The organism is Maridesulfovibrio sp. (assembly GCF_963666665.1).
Taxonomy (GTDB): Bacteria; Desulfobacterota; Desulfovibrionia; order Desulfovibrionales; family Desulfovibrionaceae; genus Maridesulfovibrio.
Genome location: NZ_OY762999.1, coordinates 748,683 through 770,903 on the forward strand (window position 1 = coordinate 748,683; position 22,221 = coordinate 770,903).

Below are 22,221 nucleotides of genomic sequence, written 5' to 3' on the forward strand. Positions count from 1 at the left end.
TAAGTCTAAGTTAATGTATTGTATCTTGGCGTGTGGACAAACTCCTGTCCCTAAAAGTTCCTTATTCAGGAGGGCAAATGAGAGCTAGAGCGATAATATTATGTGTTGTATTCATGTTGATTGCCGGTCTTGGTGCCGGTTGTTCCAAGAAGCAAGTTGAATCTTCCCCGGCCAGCCCTGCTGTAGAGGAAAGAATGGCTCAGCAGCAGGGAAATGAACAGCTTAAGAATGAAGAACAAGCCCGTTTGGAAAGAGAGAGAGCTCTTCAGGAGCAGGCTCTTGAAGACGAGCGTCAGGCTGCTGCCGCTAAAAAGGATTTTAATGATGCTGTCGTAGAGCTTGGAAATATGATCCATTTTGATTTCGATTCTTTTGAAATCAAGCAGGAATATCGTCCTCTGCTGCAGCAGAAGGCTGAAATTCTTAAGAAGTATGATAACGTTACCATGGTTATCGAAGGTTACTGCGATGATCGTGGAACCGAAGAGTACAACCTTGCTCTTGGTGAGCGTCGTGCCCGTGCAGCATATGAGTTTCTCATCCTGCTCGGTGTGGCTCCAGAAAGGTTGAGTATTGTAAGTTTCGGCGAAGAGGATCCCATTGATCCCGGTCACAATGAAACCGCATGGGCTAAGAACAGAAGAGCCCAGTTCCGCCTGACTTACTAGTTTAATCAAAAAGCACACAAAATCCCCGGCTTCCTTTGGAAACCGGGGATTTTGCTTTTGAGCGGGCAAATCCTGATGAGGGCTTTGAACGCTTCTAAAATAATTTTAAAGATATTTTTTTAGGTAAGGTAGCGGAGCAGACCGAGAACAAGCATGGCGTAAACTCCTGCAAAGGCATCATCGATCATCACTCCCCAGCCGTCTTTGAGCCATTTTTCGGACTGCTTGATGGGAAACGGTTTGAGGATGTCAAAGATTCGGAAAAGAATGAAACCTGCAATCAGGTGCCATGTTACGACAGCAGGGAAAGGCAGAAATACCAGCCACTGTCCCAGCAGTTCATCAATGACGACACAGCCGGGGTCTTTCTTTCCAAATTGTTTTTCGGCTACAGAACAGGCTTTAGCTCCGAAGTAAAAAATCAACCCCAGAATAAGTATTCTGATCGGGAGTTGAAATGGCAGAAACAAAAACGGTGCGGTAATAAGAGCTGCGGCTGATCCCCATGTCCCCGGAGCCTTCGGCAGGTGTCCTACAGGGCCGAGAGTCGCCACATGCGTTAGGTTTATGCTTATTTTTTTCATGGCGGCAGTATCGGTGGAAAGTTGTTAAAAGTCCAGAAATGAAGAAGCCGGATTCGTTATGAATCCGACTTCTTCTTATAAATATACTGCTGTTGTTAGCTTAATTTACACGCGGTTTGAGGGTATATCCGATGGACTCGGCAATAAACTCAAGAGGTTTGGTCTCCTGTGTTGTCCTAAGGATATCCATCAAGGTGGTGGCTCCGAGCTTAGCGTTGTTGTCAAAAGGATTGATTTCCCGCAGCAGTGTGGAGTAGGGCTTTCCAATGGACTGGGCCACTTCTTTGGCCGGCTTGGTTCCTTCAAGAACAATATCCTGAGTCACTTTTGTGATTGTTTCATAGCTCATATTAATCCTCCTTTGATGCAGGGCTGTTTAATCGCTGCCCTCATTCTTCAACTACATTATGTGTCTGGGAGGATTCTCTGTAAACGGGCTAAACTCCGTATTTTGGGTAATTAGAACTGTATTTGAGGGTAGGGTTTTTGAGTAGGGTGGAGGGTTTTTGCGGTAGGGTGGTATGGGTTTTTAATTTTTCGTGATTGTATTGTAACCCTCCAGATATACATACATCTTTGTTAGTAAATCGCAATGGCTCTTACCGGTGATCCGTCAGCGCTCACGAACTTGAGCGGCAGGGAGGAGAATAAAAAACCATCTTTCGGCAATAGGTGAAGGTTGTTCAGGTTTTCAATGATGATCGTACCCTGCTCCAAAAGAATATTGTGCACCGCATAACCACTGATCTCTGCAGAATCGATCGAAATAACATCCACTCCTACTCCTTTCAGGTTGAAATCAACCAACCAACTGGCAGCGGCTTCATTTAAGGCCGGATAGCGTGTGAAATACTTGTTAGTACCCCAGTGTTTGTTCCAGCCGGTGTTCAGCAGGACAAAGTCGCATTCACTTATCTCCGTCTCGTAGGGAGTAAGGTCGTCAATACTAATCTCGGGCGATTCCGGAGTCTTGTGGGTGCAATCAATGCATATCCCCGGTCCTATAAATCGGCTGACGTCCATTTCATCCAGGGTTTCGCCCTCAGGAAGCATATGGTTTGGGGCGTCTATGTGAGTTCCTATGTGTGAAAATATGTTGAGCCTATGTTCACGAAAACCATGCACTTCATGCGAAAACACTTCTTCAATGGTCGGGGCTTCCGTACCGGGAAAAACGGGCATGCCGTTTTTGATTGTATGAGAAATGTCGATTACAGGCATTGAGTCCTCTTTATTTTATAATATCGCCGAAACCTTGTGATTCCCGCAGTTTGTATAAAGTTGCATCATCTGGATTGTTGCCTTTCTGGTGTTTTTCATAATCAACTTCTACCATCAGGCAGCCGGGGTTGTAGATAAGCTTATTCTGATGAATGGCTATGGCTGTAAGTTCGGTGTCCCCGAAATGGCTGTTATAGCCGGGGAAAAATAAGTATTTATGGTAAAGGCTGGCAAGCCAGCTTCGGCGAGCCAGACCGAACACTGCAAGGGTGCCGTGGAAGCGTCCGTCGTTGAATGCCAGAAGTGATGCACCACTTTGGTCCAGAGTTTGAATTGATGATCGCAACCAGCCGTCACCGGGAAAGGCATCCTGTGCAAGGTATCCGAAGTAGCGGGATGATGAATGGGAGCATACGTAATTAGCAATTTTCATGAAACCCAAACGTTCATCGTCATCAACAAGAACCAGCAGTCCGGGGTGCAATGCCCTGCGGATAAGAACTTCGACCAAGCGGTTTGTCAGCTCTTTATCTATGAAGGGCAAGACAAAAACAGCATCCTCATGTTCAACAGTCCCTAGTTCATGCAGGGTGGAAGATGAAGTGAATAATGCTTTGAGCATTTTTTCTCCTGAAGTGAATTGTCGTGTTACTCTCTAATAATGCTACATCAACGTAGGTTAAAGTCCTATTGTTTTGAAGCTGATTTTAAGGTATATAGCTTTTTTTATTTTATAAAGAGGGGATTTTAGGGAGGGGTAGCTAAAAATGAAGCAGGTGGCGATTGTTTTTGTCTTATTATCTTTAGTGATCGGTGTTGTCCCCGTCGATGATAGTTTTGCGGACAATTTGCGTGTTATGGTGCACGAGGGGGCCTTGCCTCCGTATTATTATAAAGATGGTGACTCTAAAACCGGTATTGTAAAAGATGTTTTCAATGCCTTTGTAAAGGAAACCGGAGATACAATTGAGTTTGTACGGTGCCCGTTTAATAGATCTCAACGCAAATTTGATCGTGGTGAAATAGATATTGAACCCATGTCTAACCCCGCATGGCGGCAGTCTGCTAAAGTTTTGGGCGTTTTCAGTAAACCGTTTGCCGTGTCTCATTCAATTGTTCTGTTCAGGGCTGAGACGTTTATTCCCGATGTCACCCCTCAAGACTTGCTTGGGAAAAGTATAGGAGTCGTGCGTGGGTATCATTATCCGGTGTACAGTGCATATTTTGCAGACGGGAGAATCAATACCCATATTTTAGAAAACGAGGATAAATTATTGCAATTGCTCCTTGCAGGTCGTTTAGATCAGGCACTTATAAATAAAGATACAGCGCTGTACCAGATCAGGGAGCTTGGTATTGGGGATAAGCTTGTGGTCGGTAAGTCCTATGATTCTCTCGATATGATGATTCGTTTTCACCCCAGTAAGCAATATGCTCTTCCGAGGTTTAACAAAGCGATAGACAAGCTCCTGAATGACGGAATTATTGCGAAAATCTATGATAAATACCGTTAAGATATACGGTTACTTCTATTGCTCTGCTGCTGCCAATTTCAGCCCCAAAGCGGCAAAGATGACTGCAAACGATCTTTGCATCCAGCGAATAATCTTGGGTGAAGATATTACCTGATGGCGTACACCTGTTGCACAAAGGCCGTATGCAATGAATACGACAAAAGTCATAGCCATGAAAACAGCGCTTAAGGTAATCATATAAAGGGTCGGAGAGCTTGCTTCTTGCGGAACGAAAAGAGGCAGGAAAGCAAGAAAGAATATAGATAATTTCGGGTTGAGGATGTTTATGAGAAATCCTCGCTTAGCAATATGCCATAACTGGGTATTTTTTTCTTCGCCGGGTTTGTTGAAACTTAAGCCGCCCGTGTCTTTCCATGTAATCCATGCAAGGTAGAGCAGGTAAGCCGCTCCTGCAAATTTCATAAATTGGAATGCCAGTGCACTCATGTGCAGTATCGCTGATAATCCCAGAGTGGATGCTGCCAGGTGGGGGATTATTCCGGCAGTACATCCGGCTGCTGCAGCAAGGCTGGCTTTTTTCCCAAGGAATAACCCGTTAGAGACAGTGTAAATTACTCCTGTTCCCGGTATGAGTACCACAACTAGCGCTGTAATTAAAAATTCATAGCTGATCATATTTTGCTCCATTAGATTGGGTTGTCTCCATAATAATCATGAAATGTTGAGAGGCAAGGGATTAACTTTTTAAAGTCTCCCTTTGTTCCTGTATAAGTATACTTGTTTAGATTCTTTCACCTTCTCTGTTACTCAAACTATTCCCAAAAAATGTGAGTTTATGCTATTTTTTATCAGTTAAGATGTTTCTGATTCTGTTTTTCGTATAATTTTGCAAAGGGGGATTCAGTGAAGAAGAGCCAGATAGTACTTACTCAGTATAGCCCGTTTTTGTCTGTGGATACTCCATTGATAGCACCTGATGGTAGTTCTATCGAGATTCCGCGTGTCTGTTCCTTGTCCGCTGTGGAGAATCTAAATATAAGCCCATGTGCGACGGCAGCCATTCAGCAGCAGGTTTTGCAGGATCTAGAAAAAAATTCGAGAAGATGGAACCGGAGCACTATGTAGGTAAAGAAATAACAATTGTTTATGATTGTTATCTTTGTATGGGGGATGGGGCCTGCGGTGAGCTTGAATCCGTATTCGGTACTCATGACAAACCGAAGTATGACCCTGATGGTGCGCCGGTAGAAGAAATTATCGCAACTATTGAAAAATGTCCGTCAGGGGCATTAAGTTACATTCTTGATGGAGTGCATGTCAGATCCTATTTTGATAAACCGCGAGTAGTTGTCTATAAAAACGGCCCCTTGCATGTTCAGGGAGAGGTTGATCTGATTGATGACCAGAATTCGGATGAACTGTTGCCTGTGGTTGATCATTATACCCTTTGTCGCTGTGGCGGGTCGGGGAAGAAGCCGTTGTGCGATGGCTCACACAAGGAAAACGGTTTTAAAGGATGATTACTTTTTTTTTAAATATTAAAGCCGCCCGTCGTATGTAACGGGCGGCTTTATTAATAATATGAACTACGCACTTCTTAAAACCTGACTCCGAATGTCTTAGCCATCTTTTTTAGATGTGGAGAATCAGGAGCATATTTAAGTCCTTCCTCTATCAAAGATCGTCCAAAGTTTCGAGGTCTCATGCCGTTTATATCATCCCTGCAATAATAAACGCAAATAGCTAGGTTGTAACAAGCTTCTACTATCGCATCCATTTCTGCATGATCTTCTTTCGAGGTTAATTCCCATACCCTGAGGCGGTAATCCAGATTATTCCGATACCAGTTCTGTGCGTTTTTGGGATCATCAAGATCCTTGATTTTAGCAACCTTGGTCGCACAATGCTTGGCTTCATCAAGATTGCATTCTTTGGGATCGTAGCGCAGCTGCAGATAATGCCACCATCCTTTGATAGATTCTTTTTCTTCGAATATAGGTATTACTTGGTCTAAAAATTTGAATTTGTTTTTAGGGTTATTTTCAATCAGGCGGTCGGCTTTGCTTTTAGCGGCAGCGACATTCCCTTTTTCCAGTTCTCGGGATATTGCTGTCAGTTCTACTTTTAGTTTTTTTTCATTCTCTAAAGTTTTTCTTTTCTTAGCTTCTTTTTCTACTCTTTTTATGTCTTTATTGAGTTCTTGCAGTCTAGTGAAGATCTGTTTCAGACCTTTAGTTTCGAAGGTGGTAAGCAAGGAAGCCTCACCGCTGGTTGCTTCCTTTACAGTGGGCATGAGGTCAATTCTGCCCAAAATTTTTCCGATGTTATCATTGAAAGCATTCTTTTCCGGCTTGGTAAGGTCTTTGATTTTGAGGAGTCCGAATATTGAAAGAGTTAGATAGTGTATACTTAAAAGGGCGTCCTGCCCTCTGGCCAATGAAATGGCCTCGCGGAGGCATGTCTTTATGTCTTCCCGATTCGGAGTTGTAGTTATTCTTTTTTGGATTTCTTCTATTCTGGTCATATCTATCCCCAAGGAATATATTCTTAAAATTTCCCTCTCGTTTTAGTGGGGTATTTTAAGGCTCTTTCGCACCTTAAATTTATCATGATAGCCCGGATTGAGCCAAGGAATCTTTATGCTGCCATGACGTTTTTTGGGGTGAGTTGGGAATAATTAATATGGACCGCAACTATAATAGTTACGGAGCATATTGTTTCCAAATGGGCAGTATAAAAATTGAGTAAGAGTGGATAAAGGTAAGTAATGAAGAAAGATATGACCTAAACTGATTTCTATCTTGTGCGGGAGTTGTTTTTTGGATGTTACAAATCAAGGCTCATGAAAGTACTATTTGCATTCTTCTTATAGTCAGCAAAAGGTCCGCAATAGGTGAATCCGAATTTTTCGTATAGTTTGCGTGCAGGTTCAAAAGCTTCATATGACCCTGTTTCCAAGTTCAGCTGCTTGTAGTCTCGACGTCTTGCTTCGTTAATAATGAACCGGAGAAGATAGGACGCAACACCTTTCCCTTGATGAATGGTAGCTGTTCGCATGGACTTGATTTCAGCGTGATACTGATCAAGTTCTTTCAGCGCTACGCAGCCAAGCAATTCTTCCTTATACCAGACACTCCAGAAAGTTATCTCCGGTCTGCGCAAGGCTTCCAGATCAAGAGCATGCACACAACCCGGAGGAGTTATGTTGATCATATGCCGGAGGTGTTCTTCCAGAAGGGCAATTATCTGGGGATTCGTTAGGTTGTCATGGATTATTCGCACAAAGTATTCCCTTTTTGTTTTTAAGTATGACCGACATTACCGTATATTATACATGGGGTAGATCTGAGTTGGCACACTCTTACAATTACAGTCTTTCCAAAAATATTATCAAAGCCGTAATATTTGACAAAATGATGGGGTGGGCTTGGATTATCCTAGCTCGAATGTTGTGACGCCGAAAATTCTATTCACATCCAAATCCGGTGCCGGTCCAGCATACATACGCGCTGTACCAAAAACTTTTTTCATGCCGTAGCGCTCAGCCAATGATAATCCTTGAGCGTTTATCTCTGGAACATCAAGGTATATTAAGGACTCTGCGTCAACACTTGCACAAAGGTTCTGGAATAAAAGTTCTGCGATTTCTCCGTTGTCGGCAAAAAGGGGGCCGATCTTGCTCCCGGAACGGCATTTACGTATCACGCCATATCCGTTGAGGAGGCCTTCCGAGCGAGAGACTAGAGCGACAGAGTCTGGTAAGCTCAGCCATTTGGATAAAAACGTTTCCCTTGCGTAGGGAAACAGCTTGGATTCATAAGAGACAACTTCTTCAAGCATAGTAGGGGCAGTCTTGATCAGTCCTGCAGGTAATTGTGTTGTTGCGGTATGCAATGTGTTGCGGAATTCAAATCGAATATTGCTGTACTGAAAGTCAAATCCGCTGTTGCGATAGTTTTCCTGTTGCTCGAAGACGCCGTCAAGACCAACGACATGTCCTTGCATCTTTTCCATGGCTGCCCGCCAGAGTTTCATGCCGTAACCTTTGCCCCGATGGGGCTGGGCAACAATATAGAACCCGATGAATCCGAAGGTCCCGCCATAGCTTACAGCAGAGATGCATCCGATAGGAGAGTCGTTCAGCAGTCCGATAAGAAAGCCGTTTGGATCTTGAGCATAAAATGCCTCCGCATCATTCAAGCCCGGATTCCAACCTTCGTTGGCAGCCATATCCACTGCCCAGTTCAGTTCGTCCCTAGTCATGGTATGAATAGTGAAATTTTCCATTGAATGTCACCAATTTAATTATTGCTCCGGAACAACCTCATCTTAACTTCTCTGGCTCATAATCATTTAGGAAGGAACAGAGCGATTGTATGATTAAAATGGTAAAACGCGAAGCCTCAAGCGTCAATGGACTTATGTTTCAGTCTTCAAGCGTAGTAGAATGGCACATTTCAAATCTTGTCGCGATTATTCAAGACTAAAACGCGGACTAGTAGTAGGTTTGTAAAAAATCAAAAAGGAGCCTTCAATGAAATTAAAATATACCATCCTCTACGTTGAGGAAGTGACCAGCAGTATTGAGTTTTATGAGCAGGCTTTTGGGCTGCAGCGCATCATGATTCATGAATCCGGAGATTATGGAGAACTGAATACCGGGGCAACGACATTGTCTTTTTCATCGCGCCGCCTTATGACTGAACTTGGTAAATCTCCCGGCATCCCCGATCCATCTTCTCCGGTTTTTGAAATTGCTTTTGAAACGGAAGATGTGGCTGCCGCCCTTGAGAAAGCCAGGTCTGCCGGAGCTACTGTGGTGCAAGAGGTACGTGATGAAGCGTGGGGCCAGACCACAGCCTACGTTGTCGACAACAACGGCTATCTGATTGAAATCTGCTCGCCGCTCTCCGGGGCATCATAGCCAATATGGCAGATGCCCCACGAGGGATGGTTGCGGTCATGCCGGCTGGCGGCTATCTCGCCGGGAGTCATGGCGAACCAGCACTTTAACTCCCGTGTCATGTGTGCTTGGTCTGAATAATGGCAAGCTTGGGCAGCTTCATGCAAAAGGACTCCGGACAAGATATAGCGGGCAGCCTTGCGTGCCCGGGCCAGTCTGCGCCAAAAGTCGGGAGTCTGCCCTGTTACTTTCATGGTGTGGCGCTGCAAAGTTCGCAGGCTAACGCCCAAGTCGCTGGCAGCAGTGGCAGGTGTCGTAGCCAGAGCCAAGCAGCGCATCATATCTGAGACATCTCCAGACATAGAAGCGGCATCATATGCTAATTCGGTCAGTCCTTGTATGGAATCCGGCAGGGGATGATCGTTGAGTATATGAGCCGCAATTGACGCACCGGGCTTGAGCCGAATCCCGATAAATGCAGTGCCTTTTTGAGCAAAAATCTTCTGGGGAGTGGACATGAGCGGCGAGATAAATAAGTGCGTCGGGCAGCCCGGATTTTGTTTAATGATCAAGTCGCGGCAACCATCGGGCATAACGGGAAATACTTTAGAGCTCTCAGCTATAGAAGACCAAGTTGCTAGAATTGGGTTTTCATGAATCATGTTAATATCTTTGTAAAACTCACTTCACATATTTTTTTATAATTTGATCTCTGAGACCTGTTGCTAAAACTTCTTCTAAGGATTTTTGTATTTTTTTTAAAAGGCTCGCCGGAGTCTTTTTATTTGCTACCATATAGTAACCGCCTTCCTCAGATAGCAGGTATGCAATTTCAAGTTCTGAATACTTGTATCCCAGCGTATTCATTTGATAGGCCAAATCTAGCGGATCTCCCGGAATAAGGTCTATGCGCTTTTTAAAGAGCATTTTTAATAATTGTTCAGAGTTGCTGACTAAACAGTAGTTTTCATCCCGGAACCCATTGGAGTTAAAGAATTGTTCAATAGAGCCTCCCGAAAGAACGCCTGTATAATATTTTTTAATATCATCTACTCCACCAATCTGTATGTCGGTACGATTTTTTAATTTAAAAAAGTATACTCTTCTGGGGTGTAGGGGGCCAATCCAGGAAAATAGATCCTCGCGTTGCGGAATGCGTGCCACTGTAAAGAGCATAGTGTCCGGCTTCTTTTGAACAGTAAGTAAAGCCCGTTTAAAAGGGCGTGTTTGAATTTTATATTTAATTTTAGATTTTTGTAGTGCTGCTTCTATCAGTTCTGTGCTGATTCCAACAATCTTGTTATTCTTTTTGAAGTTATATGGAGGCCAGTTGTCTGCAAAGATAGTAAGTTCATAAGCTTGTGCATTTCGAACTGCACCAAGCAATAGAATTATTATTAGAAGTTTGAATAAGTTTATTTTCCATTGATAGTACATATTTTATCCCTGTAATTAAACTTTACTTTAGCATGACATTTTTTTTGCAGCAATTAAATGCTTGAAATGCCCGCCCCAAAAGACCCTATGGTTGGTCCTTGGGGCGGGGTGATAAGTCTGCGATGTGCCTGTTTCGGGATGGTCTATTTGGGTGCTAAATTGGCTTGTAACTTGTCGATTGAATAAGTTCTATCGTTTTTGGTTTTCTTCCATGTCTATGTAGAGATAGCGTTTTATCTTTTGAGTGGGAGTTTTTTCAAACGGCTCGCTTTGTTCGATTACCTTGGAGATTTTCGCAAAACTGGAGACCTTGCCGTTGACGGTCTTCTTGATGGAATCGAGATGATTATGCACGGCTTCGCGGGCTTTTGACTCAATCATTTTACCGGTACCGAGTTCTTCATCAAATTTGACATAATCGAGATGAACGCGGGCAACAAGCTTGCCCTCGGCGCGATAGACAATTGATTCCAATACGTAGTCGCATTCGCCGATAATGGATTCGACTTCTTCGGGATAAATATTTTCGCCGCTGGGACCGATGATCACATTCTTCAGGCGACCCCGCAGAAAAATGTATCCGTCTTTATCAATGTAACCGAGATCGCCAGTGCGGAGAAAGCCGTTTCCTATGAGTACTTCTTCCGTGACTTTAGGTGCCTTGTAGTAGCCCTGCATAACGTTTGGGCCTTTGACCAGAATCTCACCTTCGCCGGTCTCGGGGTCGGGATTATCTATTTTTATTTCCATGCCCTTAAGAAGGCGTCCGACAGAACGGAAACGGGTGGAACTGGCTGGTTCACCGGTGCAGAGCGGACTGGTCTCGGTCATGCCGTAGCCAACGGTATAGGGCAGACCTGAATGTACAAGAAATTCTTCGACTTCCGGTGCCAGGAATGCTCCGCCGATAGGCATGCAGCGAAGCTTTCCGCCAAAGGCTTCCATGAGCTTTTTACCGGCAACAGCATAGAGCTTTTTGCGGGCAGCACCGAGCTTCATGACACTGCGCATGATGCCGGACCCCTTGAGCTTGGGCTGGACGCGGTTCTTGAAAATTTTTTCAATAATCAACGGCACGATGAGCAGCATGGTCGGTTTAACCTTGGCCATGGCCGGGAGCAGGGTTTTGGGAGTTGGCGGCTTACGCAGGTAATGAATGGAAGCTCCATGAATGAGCGGCAGGACCATGCCCAGAGTGCATTCAAAGGTGTGCGCCAGCGGCAGGACCGAAACAAGACGGTCCTCGGTATTCACGTCAACGATATTGGCACTTGCAATGGCGTTGAACACAATGTTGCGGTGTGTGAGAATGACGCCTTTAGAGCTTCCTGTGGTGCCGGAGGTGTATAGGATCGCGGCAATGTCATCAACGTCGATTTCAGTTGATGGGCGAACGAATTCTTTGCCCATATCTGTGTATTTTTCCAGTTCCTTGCTGATTCGTTCTTTGACCTGTTCCTTGACGTGTTCAAAGGATTTACGTGCTTGGACCATGCCTTCCTTAAAAGTCTGGCGCAGTCCCTCGTTTGTGGAAAGCGAAAAGTCATTGATAGTGATAACTGTGTGGAGATCATCGGATTCGTATTCATCCACTTTGTGCTGCAGACGTTCGGAAACAAAGATGGCTTTGGATTCGGAATGGCGGAGAATGTGATGAACTGCACCTTCGTGAAATTCGGTGAGTATCGGAATGGCAATGGCCCCCATGCAGGTGATGGCAAGATAGGCGGCACCCCAGTTGGGCATGTTCTCGCTCAAGATGGCGACTTTGTCGCCTTTGGTGATGCTGCGGCTGTGGAGCAGCAAGGAGACGTCGTCCACCAGCTTTTTGAACTCACCGTAGGTCATGGGTGTTTCGCCCACAAAGCAGACAGCGGGGCGGTCTGTATATTTCTCGGCACTAAGTGCTAGCGCATTTTTCAGGGTCGGGGTGTCTTGCAGATTCACGATCAAGTCTCCTCATATCCTTATATATAAATTGGTTCGCCAGTGTGATCGTTAAATTGTGTTGGGTCAAGAGTAACCACAGCAGTAAAGCATCATGAATGTATGTTTTACCCCTATCCCGCAAGAACCACACCCCAATCCATCAAACTTTCAATGACACGCGTCAGTGGCCGTCTAACTATGTTTATAGCTGCGTTTTTTAAATTTATTTAAAACTGTGTGGTGGGCATGTGGGACTGCATCCGCCTGATCCTGTGTATCGGTCCTGTTTATTGTTGGTGGGGAGTTGTGTGGGATATTGTTATGTGTCCGTATATATTTGAATTTGATTTTTTCCATTGTTTTTTCCTATGTATAGAGAATGATCGGCATGCTTAATAAGCAAATTAGGTGAGGTTGATCTTTCTGGAATGATTGTGGCGATACCAATACTTAAGGTTATAGTGTTAGCTACAGTTGAGGCTTTATGGGGGATTGCAGCATGTTTTAAACCTTTTTGGATGGTCTCAGCTACATTTTGGGCACCTTTGGTTTCCGTGTTCGGTAGAAGAACAACAAATTCCTCGCCTCCATATCTCGCAGTTATGTCTGAAGATCGGCCCACGGACATATTCAATACAGATGCAACTTGTGTAAGGCATTGATCTCCTGCTAAGTGTCCGTAGGTATCATTGTATAGTTTAAAGCAGTCAATATCTAGCATCAGCAGAGATAAGGGTGTTGAGGTCCTTTGGTGTCTAGTAAATTCTTGAACTAGTTTTTTGTTAAAAAATCTTCTGTTATAAATTTTGCACAAATCATCAATATTGACGAGTCCTTCAATTCTGTCTCTGGCTTTTTTTAGGTCGTTTTCCATTCGATAAGAGTTCAATATAAGAATAGAGCAAGCGCATGCTGTTACGCTTAATATAATTAAAAGTAGGGCTGTTGATTGTAGAATGTTTGTGTTGTTTATAAATTTTACATTGCCTATACTTAATATAGTTATTGTCGCCCGAAAGGCAGAAGATATGGTAGATATACCCAGTGTTGCAACAAACAACCATTCCTGTTTGCCTAATGTTGATGGGATGTATTTTATTGAGATGTAAAATGATTGTGCGAAAAGTAAAGCCATTAGAATGCTTATGCATATTATTCTAAAGTGTACGCTTGGGCTGATATATGTCCACCATAAGAAGGCTGAAACAAATAACGCTATGGCTATTGTGTTGAGTTTTGTTTGTCTTTGCTCAAGGCTTAAAAAGACTTCCAGGCCATACAGGAGTAAGGCAGGCATCATGATAATGAGAAAATTACCTAAAATAATCGAAATAAAAGCCGGAAGTAAATTTCGCATAGAAACTAAAACTGCTCCTATGCCCACGCATACAAATCCAGCTGTCCAGTGTTGAAATCCCTGATATGTTTTTCGAGCAAAAAAATAGTAAGTCATAACCAGTGCTAAAGTAAGGCATACCATTGCGCCGACTTGCAGCATTGTTCGCATGTCTATCAGGGCCAGCATTTATTCTTGTCCGGTGTGGTTATCAAAATGTTATTTGTCTGCGACTAAGCAGACGGTCTTCTGGAAAATACTATCATATGCGAATTGGATAAAAAGATCATTATTTATATGTATAAAAGGTGTGCACTCATCCCTATCCCGCAACAATCACTCCCCAATCCATCAAACTTTCAATGACACGCGCAAGGGGCAGTCCCACTACGTTGGTGTATGATCCGCTGATACCTTTGACCAGAAACGCTCCTTGGCCTTGAATGGCGTATGCTCCGGCTTTGTCGTCCGGTTCTCCGGTGGCGGCGTAGGCTCGTACTGCTGCTTCGTTGAAATCTATGAACTCAACTTCGGTGGAGACTGCGTAGCTCATTTTTTTGCCTTCAGGGGAAATAAGCGCGCAGCCGCTGATTACCTTATGTTTTCTTCCGCAAAGGGATTTTACCATCTGGTAGGCTTCTTCACGGTCTACGGGTTTACCGAGGATGTCGCGGTCACGGACTACTATGGTGTCGGAACCGAGTACGTATGTTCCGGGATTGTTTTCAGCAACGTTTATGGCTTTGAGTTCGGCCATTTTTGTTGCGTAGTCTTCCGGATCCTGACCGGGAGTCGGGGTTGGTTCTTCACATGTTGCGGGTTTGATTTCAAATTCCAGTCCGGCTGAGTGCAGCAGGTCCTTGCGGCGCGGGGAGCCTGATCCGAGAATCAGCGGTTTTACTGTTCTATATATGCTCATGATAATTCCTTTTTGGTGATTGGTACTGTTGGTTGATAGTTTGAAAATGATCAAATGTGAATGGCTCTGGTAGGAATTATGTTATTTTTTATACGCTTTTGTTGCTCTTTTGTGCTTCTGGATGTAATAATTAATAAATTTCTGAACAGGAGTAATTAATGAAGGTATGCATCTGGGGAGCACGAGGTTCCCTGTCTGCCACATTCAATGCCGAAAGAGCCAGAGCCAAGGTCAAGGCCGCACTTGAGATCGCAGTTGAAAAGGGAATCGACTCAACTACGGATCTTGACCAGTTTATTGACAATGAGCTCCCTTTCCCTGTTCGTGGTTCCTATGGAACCAATACTCCCTGTATTCAGGTTGAAGGGCAGGGGGATGAATATATCATTTGCGATTGCGGCACCGGACTGCGAGATCTGGGTAACAAGATTATGGCTGACCGTCATGGTGCTCCGGGAGCGCATTTTCATATCCTCATGTCCCACCTGCATTGGGATCATGTGCAGGGTTTCCCTTTTTTCGTTCCCGCATACATTCCCGGTAATAAAATAACATTCTACGGTGGGCATCCCAATATTGAAAAGGTTCTGCGTAATCAGCAGAGTGAGCCATGCTTTCCGGTTCATTTTGATAATCTGGCTGCAGAATTTGATTTTGTTCGGTTGAAGAACGGGCAGAAATTTCAAGTTGCCGGAGTCGATATTGAGATCAAGGCCCAATACCATCCGGGTGGTTCTTTCGGATACCGTTTTGAAAAAGACGGCAAGTCTGCTGTGTATTCAACGGATTGTGAGCACAAAAGTGCTACAGCCCTTGCGGATAAGGGCTTTGTTGAATTTTTTAAGGAAGCGGACCTTTTGATCATGGATGCCCAGTATTCTTTTGCCGAGGCTAATTCCATCAAGGAAGATTGGGGGCATTCCAATAATATCATTGCGGTTGAGCTTTCAGGTATGGCTAAGGTCAAAACCCTTTGCCTATTCCATCAGGAACCTGTGATGAATGATTTTCAGCTCCAGAAGTTTCTGGATGATACCATTGAATTTTCGCAGCTTGCCGAGTTCCGGCCGGATAAGATTATTATGGCTCAGGACGGGCTGTGTATCGACCTGTAGTATTGTTCCAGCTTAGCAGATCAATTGAATGACGCTTGCCGATTCCGGTGAGCGTCTTTTTTTTCAGATCATCCGTTTATGTCCTGTTTTTGACTTTTTCAATTTTTATCCTTTCCTTAACTAAAAATAGTCTTTCTTAGCCCCTGTAATATACACTGTTATGGTGATTGGCATTACCCTTGCTTTAAGAATCGAAAGAGAACCTCGGGTTATCCCGTACTCAGCAGATGATGGAGCATGGTATGAAATTCGATGAAATTAAATGTGAACTTGACCTTATGGAATTTAATTCAGGAGACACGGATACTTCCGGCATGAACGGCTGGGCAGTTCCGTGGTCAGACCTGATGATGGTTATGTTCGTTCTTTTTGTTGTGCTGTTTATCTACAGCCAATCGAAGGAGAATATAAAAGTCATTTTCGAGGGTAATGCCCAGTCAGAGGTTGCAATGAATCCTGCTGACGGCTTGATCGAAATGATTTCATTTCATCGTGACGCCATGTCAAGTTCTGCCAGAGTGATCATGACTCCCGAAGATGTGCTTTATCGCAGCAATGACGGTGCCGTGAGTATGAAGGAAGAGGATGGGGAACTTAAGATTGTCATGCGTGGCAGTGCCTTTTTCACTCCCGGACAGACTGTATTTGGTGCCAAGACCAGCAAGTATCTCGCTGAAGTTGCTGAAGTGCTCAAAACCAGCAAGCACGCCATTCATATTATCGGCCATACTGATGCTTCTGACGCTGACAAAGTGGGCACGCAGAACGCTTTTGAACTTTCCGCAAGACGCGCCGCCAAGGTTGCAGAATATCTGATCAATACAAAATCAATCGATCCGGTCCGTATTATAGTCAGCGGACGCGGCGGAGTTGCTCCGGAACTGCCCGATGACATGGGCAAGGTGGAAGGCAACAACCGCAGGGTCGAGATCGTAGTCATTAATACCGACGTCAATGCCCAGTAAGGAGGTCTGTAATGAATAAAAAGAATTTAATCGGTGTCATAGTCGCCTCATCCATCTTTGCCGGAAGCTTTTGGCTCAGCGGTGGAATTGCCCTTTACTGGAACGCTGCGGCCCTTGCCATTGTTCTCTCCGGTCTGGCTGTTGCGGTTCTGCTCAGCTATCCGGTGGAGCAGCTTCGTGAAGCTTTTCGGGTGGTGCAGGACACTTATTCCAGCCGCCTTGCTACACATGAGGAGATTGTTGAGACCCTGCTTGACTTGAGTGTCCGGTCCAAGATGGACGGCATGCTTTCCCTTGAAAAAGCGGGCGAAAAAACAACGATCTCTTTTTTGCGCCATGCACTCATGCTGCTGGTGGATAATTTTGAGGAAGATGAAATTAAGGATTGCCTGAAGACTGAAATGTCATTTTTCAATATGCGCCGCGGAGAATCCGAGCGTGTATTTCAGTCCATGGCCCGTTTTGCCCCAGCTTTCGGTGTTGCAGGTTCAGTAATAGGTTTGATCGGCCTGCTTATGGGGATTGATAACCCGGCAATGATCCTTAAACATATTCCGGTAGCCTTTATTTCAACTCTCTATGGTGTAATCTTCAGTAATATGATCTTCGCGCCCATGGCTGAAACAGTTCGTTGCCGGACCCGCAATGAGCTGATTAACCAGAAGATGATTCTTGATGGTGTACTTGCCATTAAAAATGAACAGAATCCTTACAAACTGGAAAGAAAACTTGCAGCTTTTCTTGTTGTGGATGACCGCGAAGAGAAAGCTGAAGCACTCAGGAATATTACCCGCAAGTATATCAAGATGCGCCGGGAGGAGAAGAATTCCAAGGACAAGATTCTGCATGAAGTCCCTTTAGTGAAGGCTAAGGCGTCTTAGGCAGATAGAACAGATCTCCAAACATAATTGAATCATATGCCCGGTGCGGCATCCCGAGAAGGGATAGTCCGTGCCGGGTTTTTCTGTGTCCGGTTTTTGACAAGGCAGGAAGCATTGAATCAATCTCATTTATTTATTTCTATGAATGTATTAGAATTTCGGTCAGTTTATCGGGAAAAGAAAATTAATTTTCAGAGCAGGGGATTGCTATAATGGGACTTGTTCTTGCCGTAGATATTGGGGGCACAAACAGCAGGTTTGCCGCATTTGAATCCGGCCCGGGCCATAAGCTGGTTATGAAGGAAACTGTCTGGCTTTCCAGTGTTGAAGCTCGCAGTTTTGATCATCTTATGGAAATGTTGGCCGCAAGTGATTTTCCGTACTCGCCGTCGGATTTTGATGTCACGGTTATAGCTGTGGCCGGTCCGGTAATTGGCGGTGTTTACTGCAATGTTACCAACGTTGATTGGGATGTTGATTTTCGGGGCGGTTATAAAAAATACGGCTTCAACGCTGCCGTGCTGATTAACGATTTTGCGGCTCAGGCCTATGCCTGCCGTACTCCGGCGGTAGAGGGCTGCCGGATCATCCATGATGCTGAAATTTCACCTACAGGTACGGTGGGAGTGATCGGTGCCGGAACCGGATTGGGCCATTGTGCATTGGTCCCTGTTCCTGTCTCCGAACTGGGGTATGTTCCTGTGCCGTCCGAGGGCGGGCATATCAGCTTCCCCTGCCAGACAGTAGATGAGTTGGATTTTTGTAACTTCGTTATGGATAAGCGCAAAATTTCTTATTGCTGCGGTGATGAAGTGCTCACCGGACGCGGCTTGAATATGCTGCACCTATATCTTACCGGAGAAGACCTTGAACCGAAACTGGTCGCTGAAAAGATGAAGCAGGGCGGTAAGACCCTGGAATGGTATTCGCGATTCACTGCCCGTTGCTGCCGCAATTATGCCATAACTGTTTGCGCCACCGGAGGGTTGTACATTGCCGGAGGTATTGTGGCTAAAAATCCCTTCGTGGTTGAGCAGCCTGTGTTCATTGAAGAATTTCTCGATTCCAGTTCCATGGGTGATCTTTTGAAGCAGATACCTGTATTTTTAAATGACAATCAGGAGAGCGGGCTCTACGGAGCTGCCTTGCGTGGTGTGCTGCATATTTAAAGTGGAGATGGGATGGCTCGATATGATTATGACCTCGGCGTTATCGGTGGTGGAGCTGCAGGGCTGACTATTGCGGCCGGGGCCGCACAACTTGGCGTAAAGGTCCTTCTGATTGATAAAGAAGAGAAGCTGGGCGGGGATTGCCTGCACTATGGCTGCGTGCCCAGCAAGACCTTGATCCGTAGCGCCAGAGTGCGTCATCTTATGGGCCGTGCAGGTGATTTCGGCCTACCCGAAGTTGAGCTTCCTCCGGTGGATTTCGTTCAGGTTTCCAAGCGGATCAGGGATGTTATTGATACTATCCAGATTCACGATTCCGTGGAGCGGTTCAACTCGTTGGGAGTTGAGGTTCGTTTCGGGGAAGCCCGTTTTGTTGATTCTTACTCGGTTTTCTTAAACGGAAGTAATGTCTCGGCCCGTTCGTGGGTGGTTGCCACGGGTTCTTCTCCCTCTGTACCGCCTATCAAAGGTCTTGATGAAGTATCGTACCTTACCAATGTAGATATATTTACCTTGCAGGAACTCCCTGAATCATTGGTTGTGCTCGGCGGTGGTCCCATAGCTGTGGAAATGGCCCAGTCGTTCCAGCGGTTTGGCAGCAGAGTCACGGTCATTCAGCGCAGCAATCAGATTCTCAGCCGTGAAGATGAGGATATGGCCGGTTATGTCATGGATGGTATGGCTGCGGATGGGGTGCGTTTTATCCTTGGGGCAAAGGTTCATGAGGTCAGGAACTGCAATGAGGGTGTTGAAGTTCAGCTGGAATCCGGTGGGGAAAAATTGATAGTTACCGGTTCGCAATTATTGGTCGCCATGGGGCGCAGATCCAATACTTCCGGTATGGGGCTTGAGAATATAGGTGTTGAGATTGAGCATGGCTCTATTGTGGTGGATGCCCGTATGCGCACCTTAGTTCCGCATATTTATGCTGCTGGAGATGTGACCGGTAAGCATCTTTTTACCCATGCCGCAGGATATGAAGGCGGAATCGTCGTTTCCAATGCGGTTTTTAAAATTCCGCGTAAGGCTGATTACACTTGGTTGCCTTGGTGTACTTATACTGATCCTGAACTAGCCAGTGTTGGTATGAATGAAAAAGCAGCGCAGAAGACAGGTATTAAATTTAAAACGGTAATTGAAGAGTTTTCCTCCAGTGATCGCGCCCTTGCAGAAGGCGAGGGACGAGGCCGGATCAAGTTGCTGCTCAATGAAAAGGATAAGCCCATCGGGTGCCAGATTGCAGCGGTACATGCCGGAGAGTTGCTTTCAGAGTGGGTGGCTGCAGTGAACGGTAAGGTGGGGCTAGCAACTCTTGCTGGGGCTATCCATCCTTATCCCACACTTGCGGAGATGAATAAGAAAGTTGCCGGAAAATTACTTGGTGAGAAAATTTTTTCTGATCGGGTGCGCAGTGTTTTGAAGTTGTTGTTTTCGTATCGCGGCTAGCTGGTTGTGTGAGTTTTGTGCATATATTGTATCGGGAATCGGTTTAAGGTAATATTGATATATGTCTCCTAAAATACTAAAAAATACAGCACTATTATCAGCCTTGTTTGTTTGCATGTTACTTGTAAGCCTGACAGGATGGGCGGAAGGGTATTCTTTGGTTTCCTTGGAATATGAGCCGTATTCGTATTCACAGAATGGTACATTTAAAGGCTATGACATAGAAGTCATAGAAGAATGTTTCCGCCGTATGGGAGAAGATTTGGAAATTGAGCTTATCCCGTGGTCACGAGCATTGAGAATGGGAATGGCCGGAGAAACCGATGGCGTCTTCGGTATATTCAGGCGTCCTGAGCGGGTTGAGAAGATGTTTTTCAGTGAACCTGTTCGTGCTGAGAAGATATCTTTTTTTGTACGCAAAGATTCCCCTCTTGTTTTTAACGGTGATTTAACTCAACTTAAGAACTGTTCATTCGGAGTGGTTGGCGGTTACAGCTATGGGAAGGAAGTAGATTCCTTTTTCAAGAATGAAGTTCCGGAATCACGTGTTGAAATAGGCGTTTCTCCGGAAATGAATATTACCAAGCTTCTTAGAGGACGATTTGATATTTATGTAGGCGATACTTTTTCCTCATTAAATACCATGCATAAAATGGGCGTCGCGGGACAGATTCGAAGGCTGGGCCCTCCGGTTAATATAAGTGCTGTCCATGTTGCTTTTTCCAGAAAGCGTAAATTGGGGCGTTTGCGTGATAGATTTGACGCAGCCCTTGAGGCAATGCGTTTAGATGGAACTCTGGATCGGATAAAGAAAAAATATTTTGATGAGTAGTCAAAGGATAGAGTTTAAATGAAGTGGAATAAGTTATTAAGCAAGCAGAGAATAGGAAAAGAAAAATCAGACTACGCAGATAAGGACCGCAGTGAGTTTCAGCGCGATTTTGACCGCATAATTTTCTCATCAGCTTTCAGGAGGTTGCAGGACAAGACACAGGTGTTTCCGCTTTCACGCAGTGATTATGTGCGAACCCGGTTGACCCACAGTCTTGAGACTTCCTCTGTAGGACGTTCTCTCGGCAATATGGTCGGCAGTCGGCTGGTGGAAAAATATCCTGATCTTGATCTGATTCCCTCTGAACCGGGAACAGTGGTGGCAACAGCCTGCCTTGCTCATGATATCGGCAACCCTCCTTTCGGTCACTCCGGTGAAGATGTCATCCGGGACTGGTTTCAAACGTCAGAAATTGGCTCAGAGCTTTGCCCGATGGTTGATGAAAAGCATCGTAACGATTTCATATGGTTTGAGGGTAATGCGCAGGGATTGCGCAATATCCTCGCTTTGCAGCGACCATACAGCAAAGGCGGCATGCAGCTGACTTGTGCTGCCTTGGCCGCTTTTACTAAGTATCCATATGTCTCCGGGCACATCAAGGATAAGAAGAAGTTCGGTGTTTTTGCCAGTGAAGCTGAGATTTACGCCGAAGTTGCCGAACATCTCGGATTGATTGAACTGGAAGAGAAAAAATGGGTGCGCCATCCTTTTGCTTATCTTGTCGAAGCTGCGGATGACATTTGCTACCACGTTATTGATATTGAAGACGGACACCGTCTTGATTTGATTTCTTTTGATGAATTGCGCAGTATTTTCTTGGATATTCTAGATAATAAAACGGATATCATTGAACGCGTAGACCGCATTCCCGGCAAGAAAGAACAGGTGGAATATTTGCGGGCCTGCACCATTAACGCGTTGGTGGAAAGTTCCTGTGGTGTCTTTTTCGATCATGAGCAGGATATTCTTGCCGGAGAATTTAATTCCAGCCTGACCGAGGAAATCGGCAAGGCCAAGGAGTTCAGCAAGCTTAAGAAAATTGCAATTGAGAAGGTCTACAATTCCACAGAAGTTATCGAAACCGAGGCCGCTGCTTATGAAGTACTGTGGAAGATTCTGGATTTTCTGGGACGTATAGTCATTGAGATGCATACTAAAGGTAAGCTGGGTGCGAAATGCAAGAAATCAGTCAAGCTATTGCCGGAACTTTATGCTCCATCTGCTGAGGCTACTGTGTACCAGAATACCCAGAAGATTGTGGATTACGTTTCCGGTATGACCGATACCTTTGCAGTACGGACTTTCAACAAGATTTCCGGGATATCTCTATTGCGGCGCTAG

Annotated in this window: 24 protein-coding genes; 11 read left to right on the forward strand and 13 right to left on the reverse strand. The window is 45.0% G+C overall.

The features are described 5' to 3' along the window. The first annotated feature begins 77 nt into the window (after positions 1–77). Positions 78–668 (forward strand): peptidoglycan-associated lipoprotein Pal, encoded by a 591-nt coding sequence (gene pal, locus ACKU40_RS03350; protein WP_320175111.1) that lies wholly within the window; start codon positions 78–80, stop codon positions 666–668. A gap of 119 nt (positions 669–787) precedes the next feature. On the opposite strand, the gene ACKU40_RS03355 is transcribed toward pal, so the two are convergent. The 4 genes from ACKU40_RS03355 to ACKU40_RS03370 all read right to left on the reverse strand — a co-directional run bounded on the left by ACKU40_RS03355 (position 788) and on the right by ACKU40_RS03370 (position 3,095). Next, positions 788–1,252, reverse strand: coding sequence for a phosphatidylglycerophosphatase A (locus tag ACKU40_RS03355; protein WP_320175112.1), 465 nt, complete (start codon positions 1,250–1,252; stop codon positions 788–790). A gap of 100 nt (positions 1,253–1,352) precedes the next feature. Further along, positions 1,353–1,601 (reverse strand): phage regulatory CII family protein, encoded by a 249-nt coding sequence (locus ACKU40_RS03360; RefSeq protein ID WP_320175113.1) that lies wholly within the window; start codon positions 1,599–1,601, stop codon positions 1,353–1,355. A 230-nt stretch (positions 1,602–1,831) separates the two neighbouring features. Further along, the gene (locus ACKU40_RS03365) at positions 1,832–2,473 is read right to left on the reverse strand and encodes a cyclase family protein (RefSeq protein ID WP_320175114.1); all 642 of its coding nucleotides are present in this window, start codon (positions 2,471–2,473) and stop codon (positions 1,832–1,834) included. A gap of 10 nt (positions 2,474–2,483) precedes the next feature. Next, entirely contained in the window at positions 2,484–3,095 is a 612-nt protein-coding gene (locus tag ACKU40_RS03370) for a hypothetical protein (protein ID WP_320175115.1), read from the reverse strand. A gap of 145 nt (positions 3,096–3,240) precedes the next feature. Between ACKU40_RS03370 and ACKU40_RS03375 the strand changes: the two genes are divergently transcribed. Further along, the gene (locus ACKU40_RS03375) at positions 3,241–3,987 is read left to right on the forward strand and encodes a transporter substrate-binding domain-containing protein (RefSeq protein ID WP_320175116.1); all 747 of its coding nucleotides are present in this window, start codon (positions 3,241–3,243) and stop codon (positions 3,985–3,987) included. A 15-nt stretch (positions 3,988–4,002) separates the two neighbouring features. Here the strand turns inward: ACKU40_RS03375 and ACKU40_RS03380 are convergent, their stop codons facing one another. Next, complete coding sequence (locus ACKU40_RS03380) at positions 4,003–4,623, reverse strand: LysE family translocator (protein ID WP_320175117.1); 621 nt, start codon at positions 4,621–4,623, stop codon at positions 4,003–4,005. A 368-nt stretch (positions 4,624–4,991) separates the two neighbouring features. Here ACKU40_RS03380 and ACKU40_RS03385 point away from each other — a divergent pair, with 368 nt between their 5' ends. Further along, positions 4,992–5,468 carry a (4Fe-4S)-binding protein gene (locus ACKU40_RS03385; RefSeq protein ID WP_320175118.1) on the forward strand — a complete coding sequence of 159 codons (477 nt, stop codon included), beginning with the start codon at positions 4,992–4,994 and terminating at the stop codon, positions 5,466–5,468. Positions 5,469–5,545: 77 nt separating this feature from the next. Here the strand turns inward: ACKU40_RS03385 and ACKU40_RS03390 are convergent, their stop codons facing one another. From ACKU40_RS03390 to ACKU40_RS03400, 3 genes are all read right to left on the reverse strand, one after another. Further along, positions 5,546–6,472, reverse strand: coding sequence for a hypothetical protein (locus ACKU40_RS03390; protein ID WP_320175119.1), 927 nt, complete (start codon positions 6,470–6,472; stop codon positions 5,546–5,548). A gap of 302 nt (positions 6,473–6,774) precedes the next feature. Continuing rightward, positions 6,775–7,161 (reverse strand): GNAT family N-acetyltransferase, encoded by a 387-nt coding sequence (locus tag ACKU40_RS03395; RefSeq protein WP_320175120.1) that lies wholly within the window; start codon positions 7,159–7,161, stop codon positions 6,775–6,777. Between the two features lie 219 nt (positions 7,162–7,380). Continuing rightward, positions 7,381–8,235 carry a GNAT family N-acetyltransferase gene (locus ACKU40_RS03400; RefSeq protein WP_320175121.1) on the reverse strand — a complete coding sequence of 285 codons (855 nt, stop codon included), beginning with the start codon at positions 8,233–8,235 and terminating at the stop codon, positions 7,381–7,383. Positions 8,236–8,482: 247 nt separating this feature from the next. Between ACKU40_RS03400 and ACKU40_RS03405 the strand changes: the two genes are divergently transcribed. Then, positions 8,483–8,872 carry a VOC family protein gene (locus ACKU40_RS03405; RefSeq protein ID WP_320175122.1) on the forward strand — a complete coding sequence of 130 codons (390 nt, stop codon included), beginning with the start codon at positions 8,483–8,485 and terminating at the stop codon, positions 8,870–8,872. Here ACKU40_RS03405 and ACKU40_RS03410 read toward each other — a convergent pair. From ACKU40_RS03410 to ACKU40_RS03430, 5 genes are all read right to left on the reverse strand, one after another. Further along, on the reverse strand, positions 8,830–9,513 hold the full coding sequence (locus tag ACKU40_RS03410; protein ID WP_320175123.1) for an AraC family transcriptional regulator: 684 nt from the start codon (positions 9,511–9,513) through the stop codon (positions 8,830–8,832). The genes ACKU40_RS03405 and ACKU40_RS03410 overlap by 43 nt on opposite strands. Before the next feature lie 19 nt (positions 9,514–9,532). Continuing rightward, positions 9,533–10,288, reverse strand: coding sequence for a transporter substrate-binding domain-containing protein (locus ACKU40_RS03415; protein ID WP_320175124.1), 756 nt, complete (start codon positions 10,286–10,288; stop codon positions 9,533–9,535). 189 nt (positions 10,289–10,477) lie between these two features. Beyond that, complete coding sequence (locus ACKU40_RS03420; protein ID WP_320175125.1) at positions 10,478–12,235, reverse strand: AMP-binding protein; 1,758 nt, start codon at positions 12,233–12,235, stop codon at positions 10,478–10,480. Between the two features lie 301 nt (positions 12,236–12,536). Further along, the gene (locus tag ACKU40_RS03425; protein WP_320175126.1) at positions 12,537–13,742 is read right to left on the reverse strand and encodes a diguanylate cyclase; all 1,206 of its coding nucleotides are present in this window, start codon (positions 13,740–13,742) and stop codon (positions 12,537–12,539) included. Between the two features lie 133 nt (positions 13,743–13,875). Further along, positions 13,876–14,472 (reverse strand): nucleoside triphosphate pyrophosphatase, encoded by a 597-nt coding sequence (locus ACKU40_RS03430; protein WP_320175127.1) that lies wholly within the window; start codon positions 14,470–14,472, stop codon positions 13,876–13,878. Positions 14,473–14,630: 158 nt separating this feature from the next. On the opposite strand from ACKU40_RS03430, the gene ACKU40_RS03435 reads away from it, so the two are divergent. The 7 genes from ACKU40_RS03435 to ACKU40_RS03465 all read left to right on the forward strand — a co-directional run bounded on the left by ACKU40_RS03435 (position 14,631) and on the right by ACKU40_RS03465 (position 22,221). Beyond that, on the forward strand, positions 14,631–15,587 hold the full coding sequence (locus tag ACKU40_RS03435; RefSeq protein ID WP_320175128.1) for an MBL fold metallo-hydrolase: 957 nt from the start codon (positions 14,631–14,633) through the stop codon (positions 15,585–15,587). Positions 15,588–15,829: 242 nt separating this feature from the next. Beyond that, positions 15,830–16,552: an OmpA family protein gene (locus tag ACKU40_RS03440; protein WP_320175129.1), complete on the forward strand. Its 723-nt coding sequence runs from the start codon at positions 15,830–15,832 to the stop codon at positions 16,550–16,552. Between the two features lie 11 nt (positions 16,553–16,563). Further along, positions 16,564–17,433, forward strand: a complete 870-nt coding sequence (locus ACKU40_RS03445) for a MotA/TolQ/ExbB proton channel family protein (protein ID WP_320175130.1) — start codon at positions 16,564–16,566, stop codon at positions 17,431–17,433. A gap of 212 nt (positions 17,434–17,645) precedes the next feature. Further along, entirely contained in the window at positions 17,646–18,602 is a 957-nt protein-coding gene (locus ACKU40_RS03450) for a glucokinase (RefSeq protein ID WP_320175131.1), read from the forward strand. Between the two features lie 12 nt (positions 18,603–18,614). Beyond that, positions 18,615–20,048: an FAD-dependent oxidoreductase gene (locus tag ACKU40_RS03455; RefSeq protein ID WP_320175132.1), complete on the forward strand. Its 1,434-nt coding sequence runs from the start codon at positions 18,615–18,617 to the stop codon at positions 20,046–20,048. A gap of 61 nt (positions 20,049–20,109) precedes the next feature. Continuing rightward, positions 20,110–20,880 carry a transporter substrate-binding domain-containing protein gene (locus ACKU40_RS03460; protein ID WP_320175133.1) on the forward strand — a complete coding sequence of 257 codons (771 nt, stop codon included), beginning with the start codon at positions 20,110–20,112 and terminating at the stop codon, positions 20,878–20,880. 18 nt (positions 20,881–20,898) lie between these two features. Beyond that, on the forward strand, positions 20,899–22,221 hold the full coding sequence (locus ACKU40_RS03465) for a deoxyguanosinetriphosphate triphosphohydrolase (RefSeq protein ID WP_320175134.1): 1,323 nt from the start codon (positions 20,899–20,901) through the stop codon (positions 22,219–22,221).

Bases quoted from the DNA above. Each gene is read 5' to 3' on its own strand.
- pal (WP_320175111.1), top strand. From the start codon at position 78: ATGAGAGCTAGAGCGATAATATTATGTGTTGTATTCATGTTGATTGCC.
- ACKU40_RS03355 (WP_320175112.1), bottom strand. From the start codon at position 1,252: ATGAAAAAAATAAGCATAAACCTAACGCATGTGGCGACTCTCGGCCCT.
- ACKU40_RS03360 (WP_320175113.1), bottom strand. From the start codon at position 1,601: ATGAGCTATGAAACAATCACAAAAGTGACTCAGGATATTGTTCTTGAA.
- ACKU40_RS03365 (WP_320175114.1), bottom strand. From the start codon at position 2,473: ATGCCTGTAATCGACATTTCTCATACAATCAAAAACGGCATGCCCGTT.
- ACKU40_RS03370 (WP_320175115.1), bottom strand. From the start codon at position 3,095: ATGCTCAAAGCATTATTCACTTCATCTTCCACCCTGCATGAACTAGGG.
- ACKU40_RS03375 (WP_320175116.1), top strand. From the start codon at position 3,241: ATGAAGCAGGTGGCGATTGTTTTTGTCTTATTATCTTTAGTGATCGGT.
- ACKU40_RS03380 (WP_320175117.1), bottom strand. From the start codon at position 4,623: ATGATCAGCTATGAATTTTTAATTACAGCGCTAGTTGTGGTACTCATA.
- ACKU40_RS03385 (WP_320175118.1), top strand. From the start codon at position 4,992: ATGTGCGACGGCAGCCATTCAGCAGCAGGTTTTGCAGGATCTAGAAAA.
- ACKU40_RS03390 (WP_320175119.1), bottom strand. From the start codon at position 6,472: ATGACCAGAATAGAAGAAATCCAAAAAAGAATAACTACAACTCCGAAT.
- ACKU40_RS03395 (WP_320175120.1), bottom strand. From the start codon at position 7,161: ATGATCAACATAACTCCTCCGGGTTGTGTGCATGCTCTTGATCTGGAA.
- ACKU40_RS03400 (WP_320175121.1), bottom strand. From the start codon at position 8,235: ATGGAAAATTTCACTATTCATACCATGACTAGGGACGAACTGAACTGG.
- ACKU40_RS03405 (WP_320175122.1), top strand. From the start codon at position 8,483: ATGAAATTAAAATATACCATCCTCTACGTTGAGGAAGTGACCAGCAGT.
- ACKU40_RS03410 (WP_320175123.1), bottom strand. From the start codon at position 9,513: ATGATTCATGAAAACCCAATTCTAGCAACTTGGTCTTCTATAGCTGAG.
- ACKU40_RS03415 (WP_320175124.1), bottom strand. From the start codon at position 10,288: ATGTACTATCAATGGAAAATAAACTTATTCAAACTTCTAATAATAATT.
- ACKU40_RS03425 (WP_320175126.1), bottom strand. From the start codon at position 13,742: ATGCTGGCCCTGATAGACATGCGAACAATGCTGCAAGTCGGCGCAATG.
- ACKU40_RS03430 (WP_320175127.1), bottom strand. From the start codon at position 14,472: ATGAGCATATATAGAACAGTAAAACCGCTGATTCTCGGATCAGGCTCC.
- ACKU40_RS03435 (WP_320175128.1), top strand. From the start codon at position 14,631: ATGAAGGTATGCATCTGGGGAGCACGAGGTTCCCTGTCTGCCACATTC.
- ACKU40_RS03440 (WP_320175129.1), top strand. From the start codon at position 15,830: ATGAAATTCGATGAAATTAAATGTGAACTTGACCTTATGGAATTTAAT.
- ACKU40_RS03445 (WP_320175130.1), top strand. From the start codon at position 16,564: ATGAATAAAAAGAATTTAATCGGTGTCATAGTCGCCTCATCCATCTTT.
- ACKU40_RS03450 (WP_320175131.1), top strand. From the start codon at position 17,646: ATGGGACTTGTTCTTGCCGTAGATATTGGGGGCACAAACAGCAGGTTT.
- ACKU40_RS03455 (WP_320175132.1), top strand. From the start codon at position 18,615: ATGGCTCGATATGATTATGACCTCGGCGTTATCGGTGGTGGAGCTGCA.
- ACKU40_RS03460 (WP_320175133.1), top strand. From the start codon at position 20,110: ATGTCTCCTAAAATACTAAAAAATACAGCACTATTATCAGCCTTGTTT.
- ACKU40_RS03465 (WP_320175134.1), top strand. From the start codon at position 20,899: ATGAAGTGGAATAAGTTATTAAGCAAGCAGAGAATAGGAAAAGAAAAA.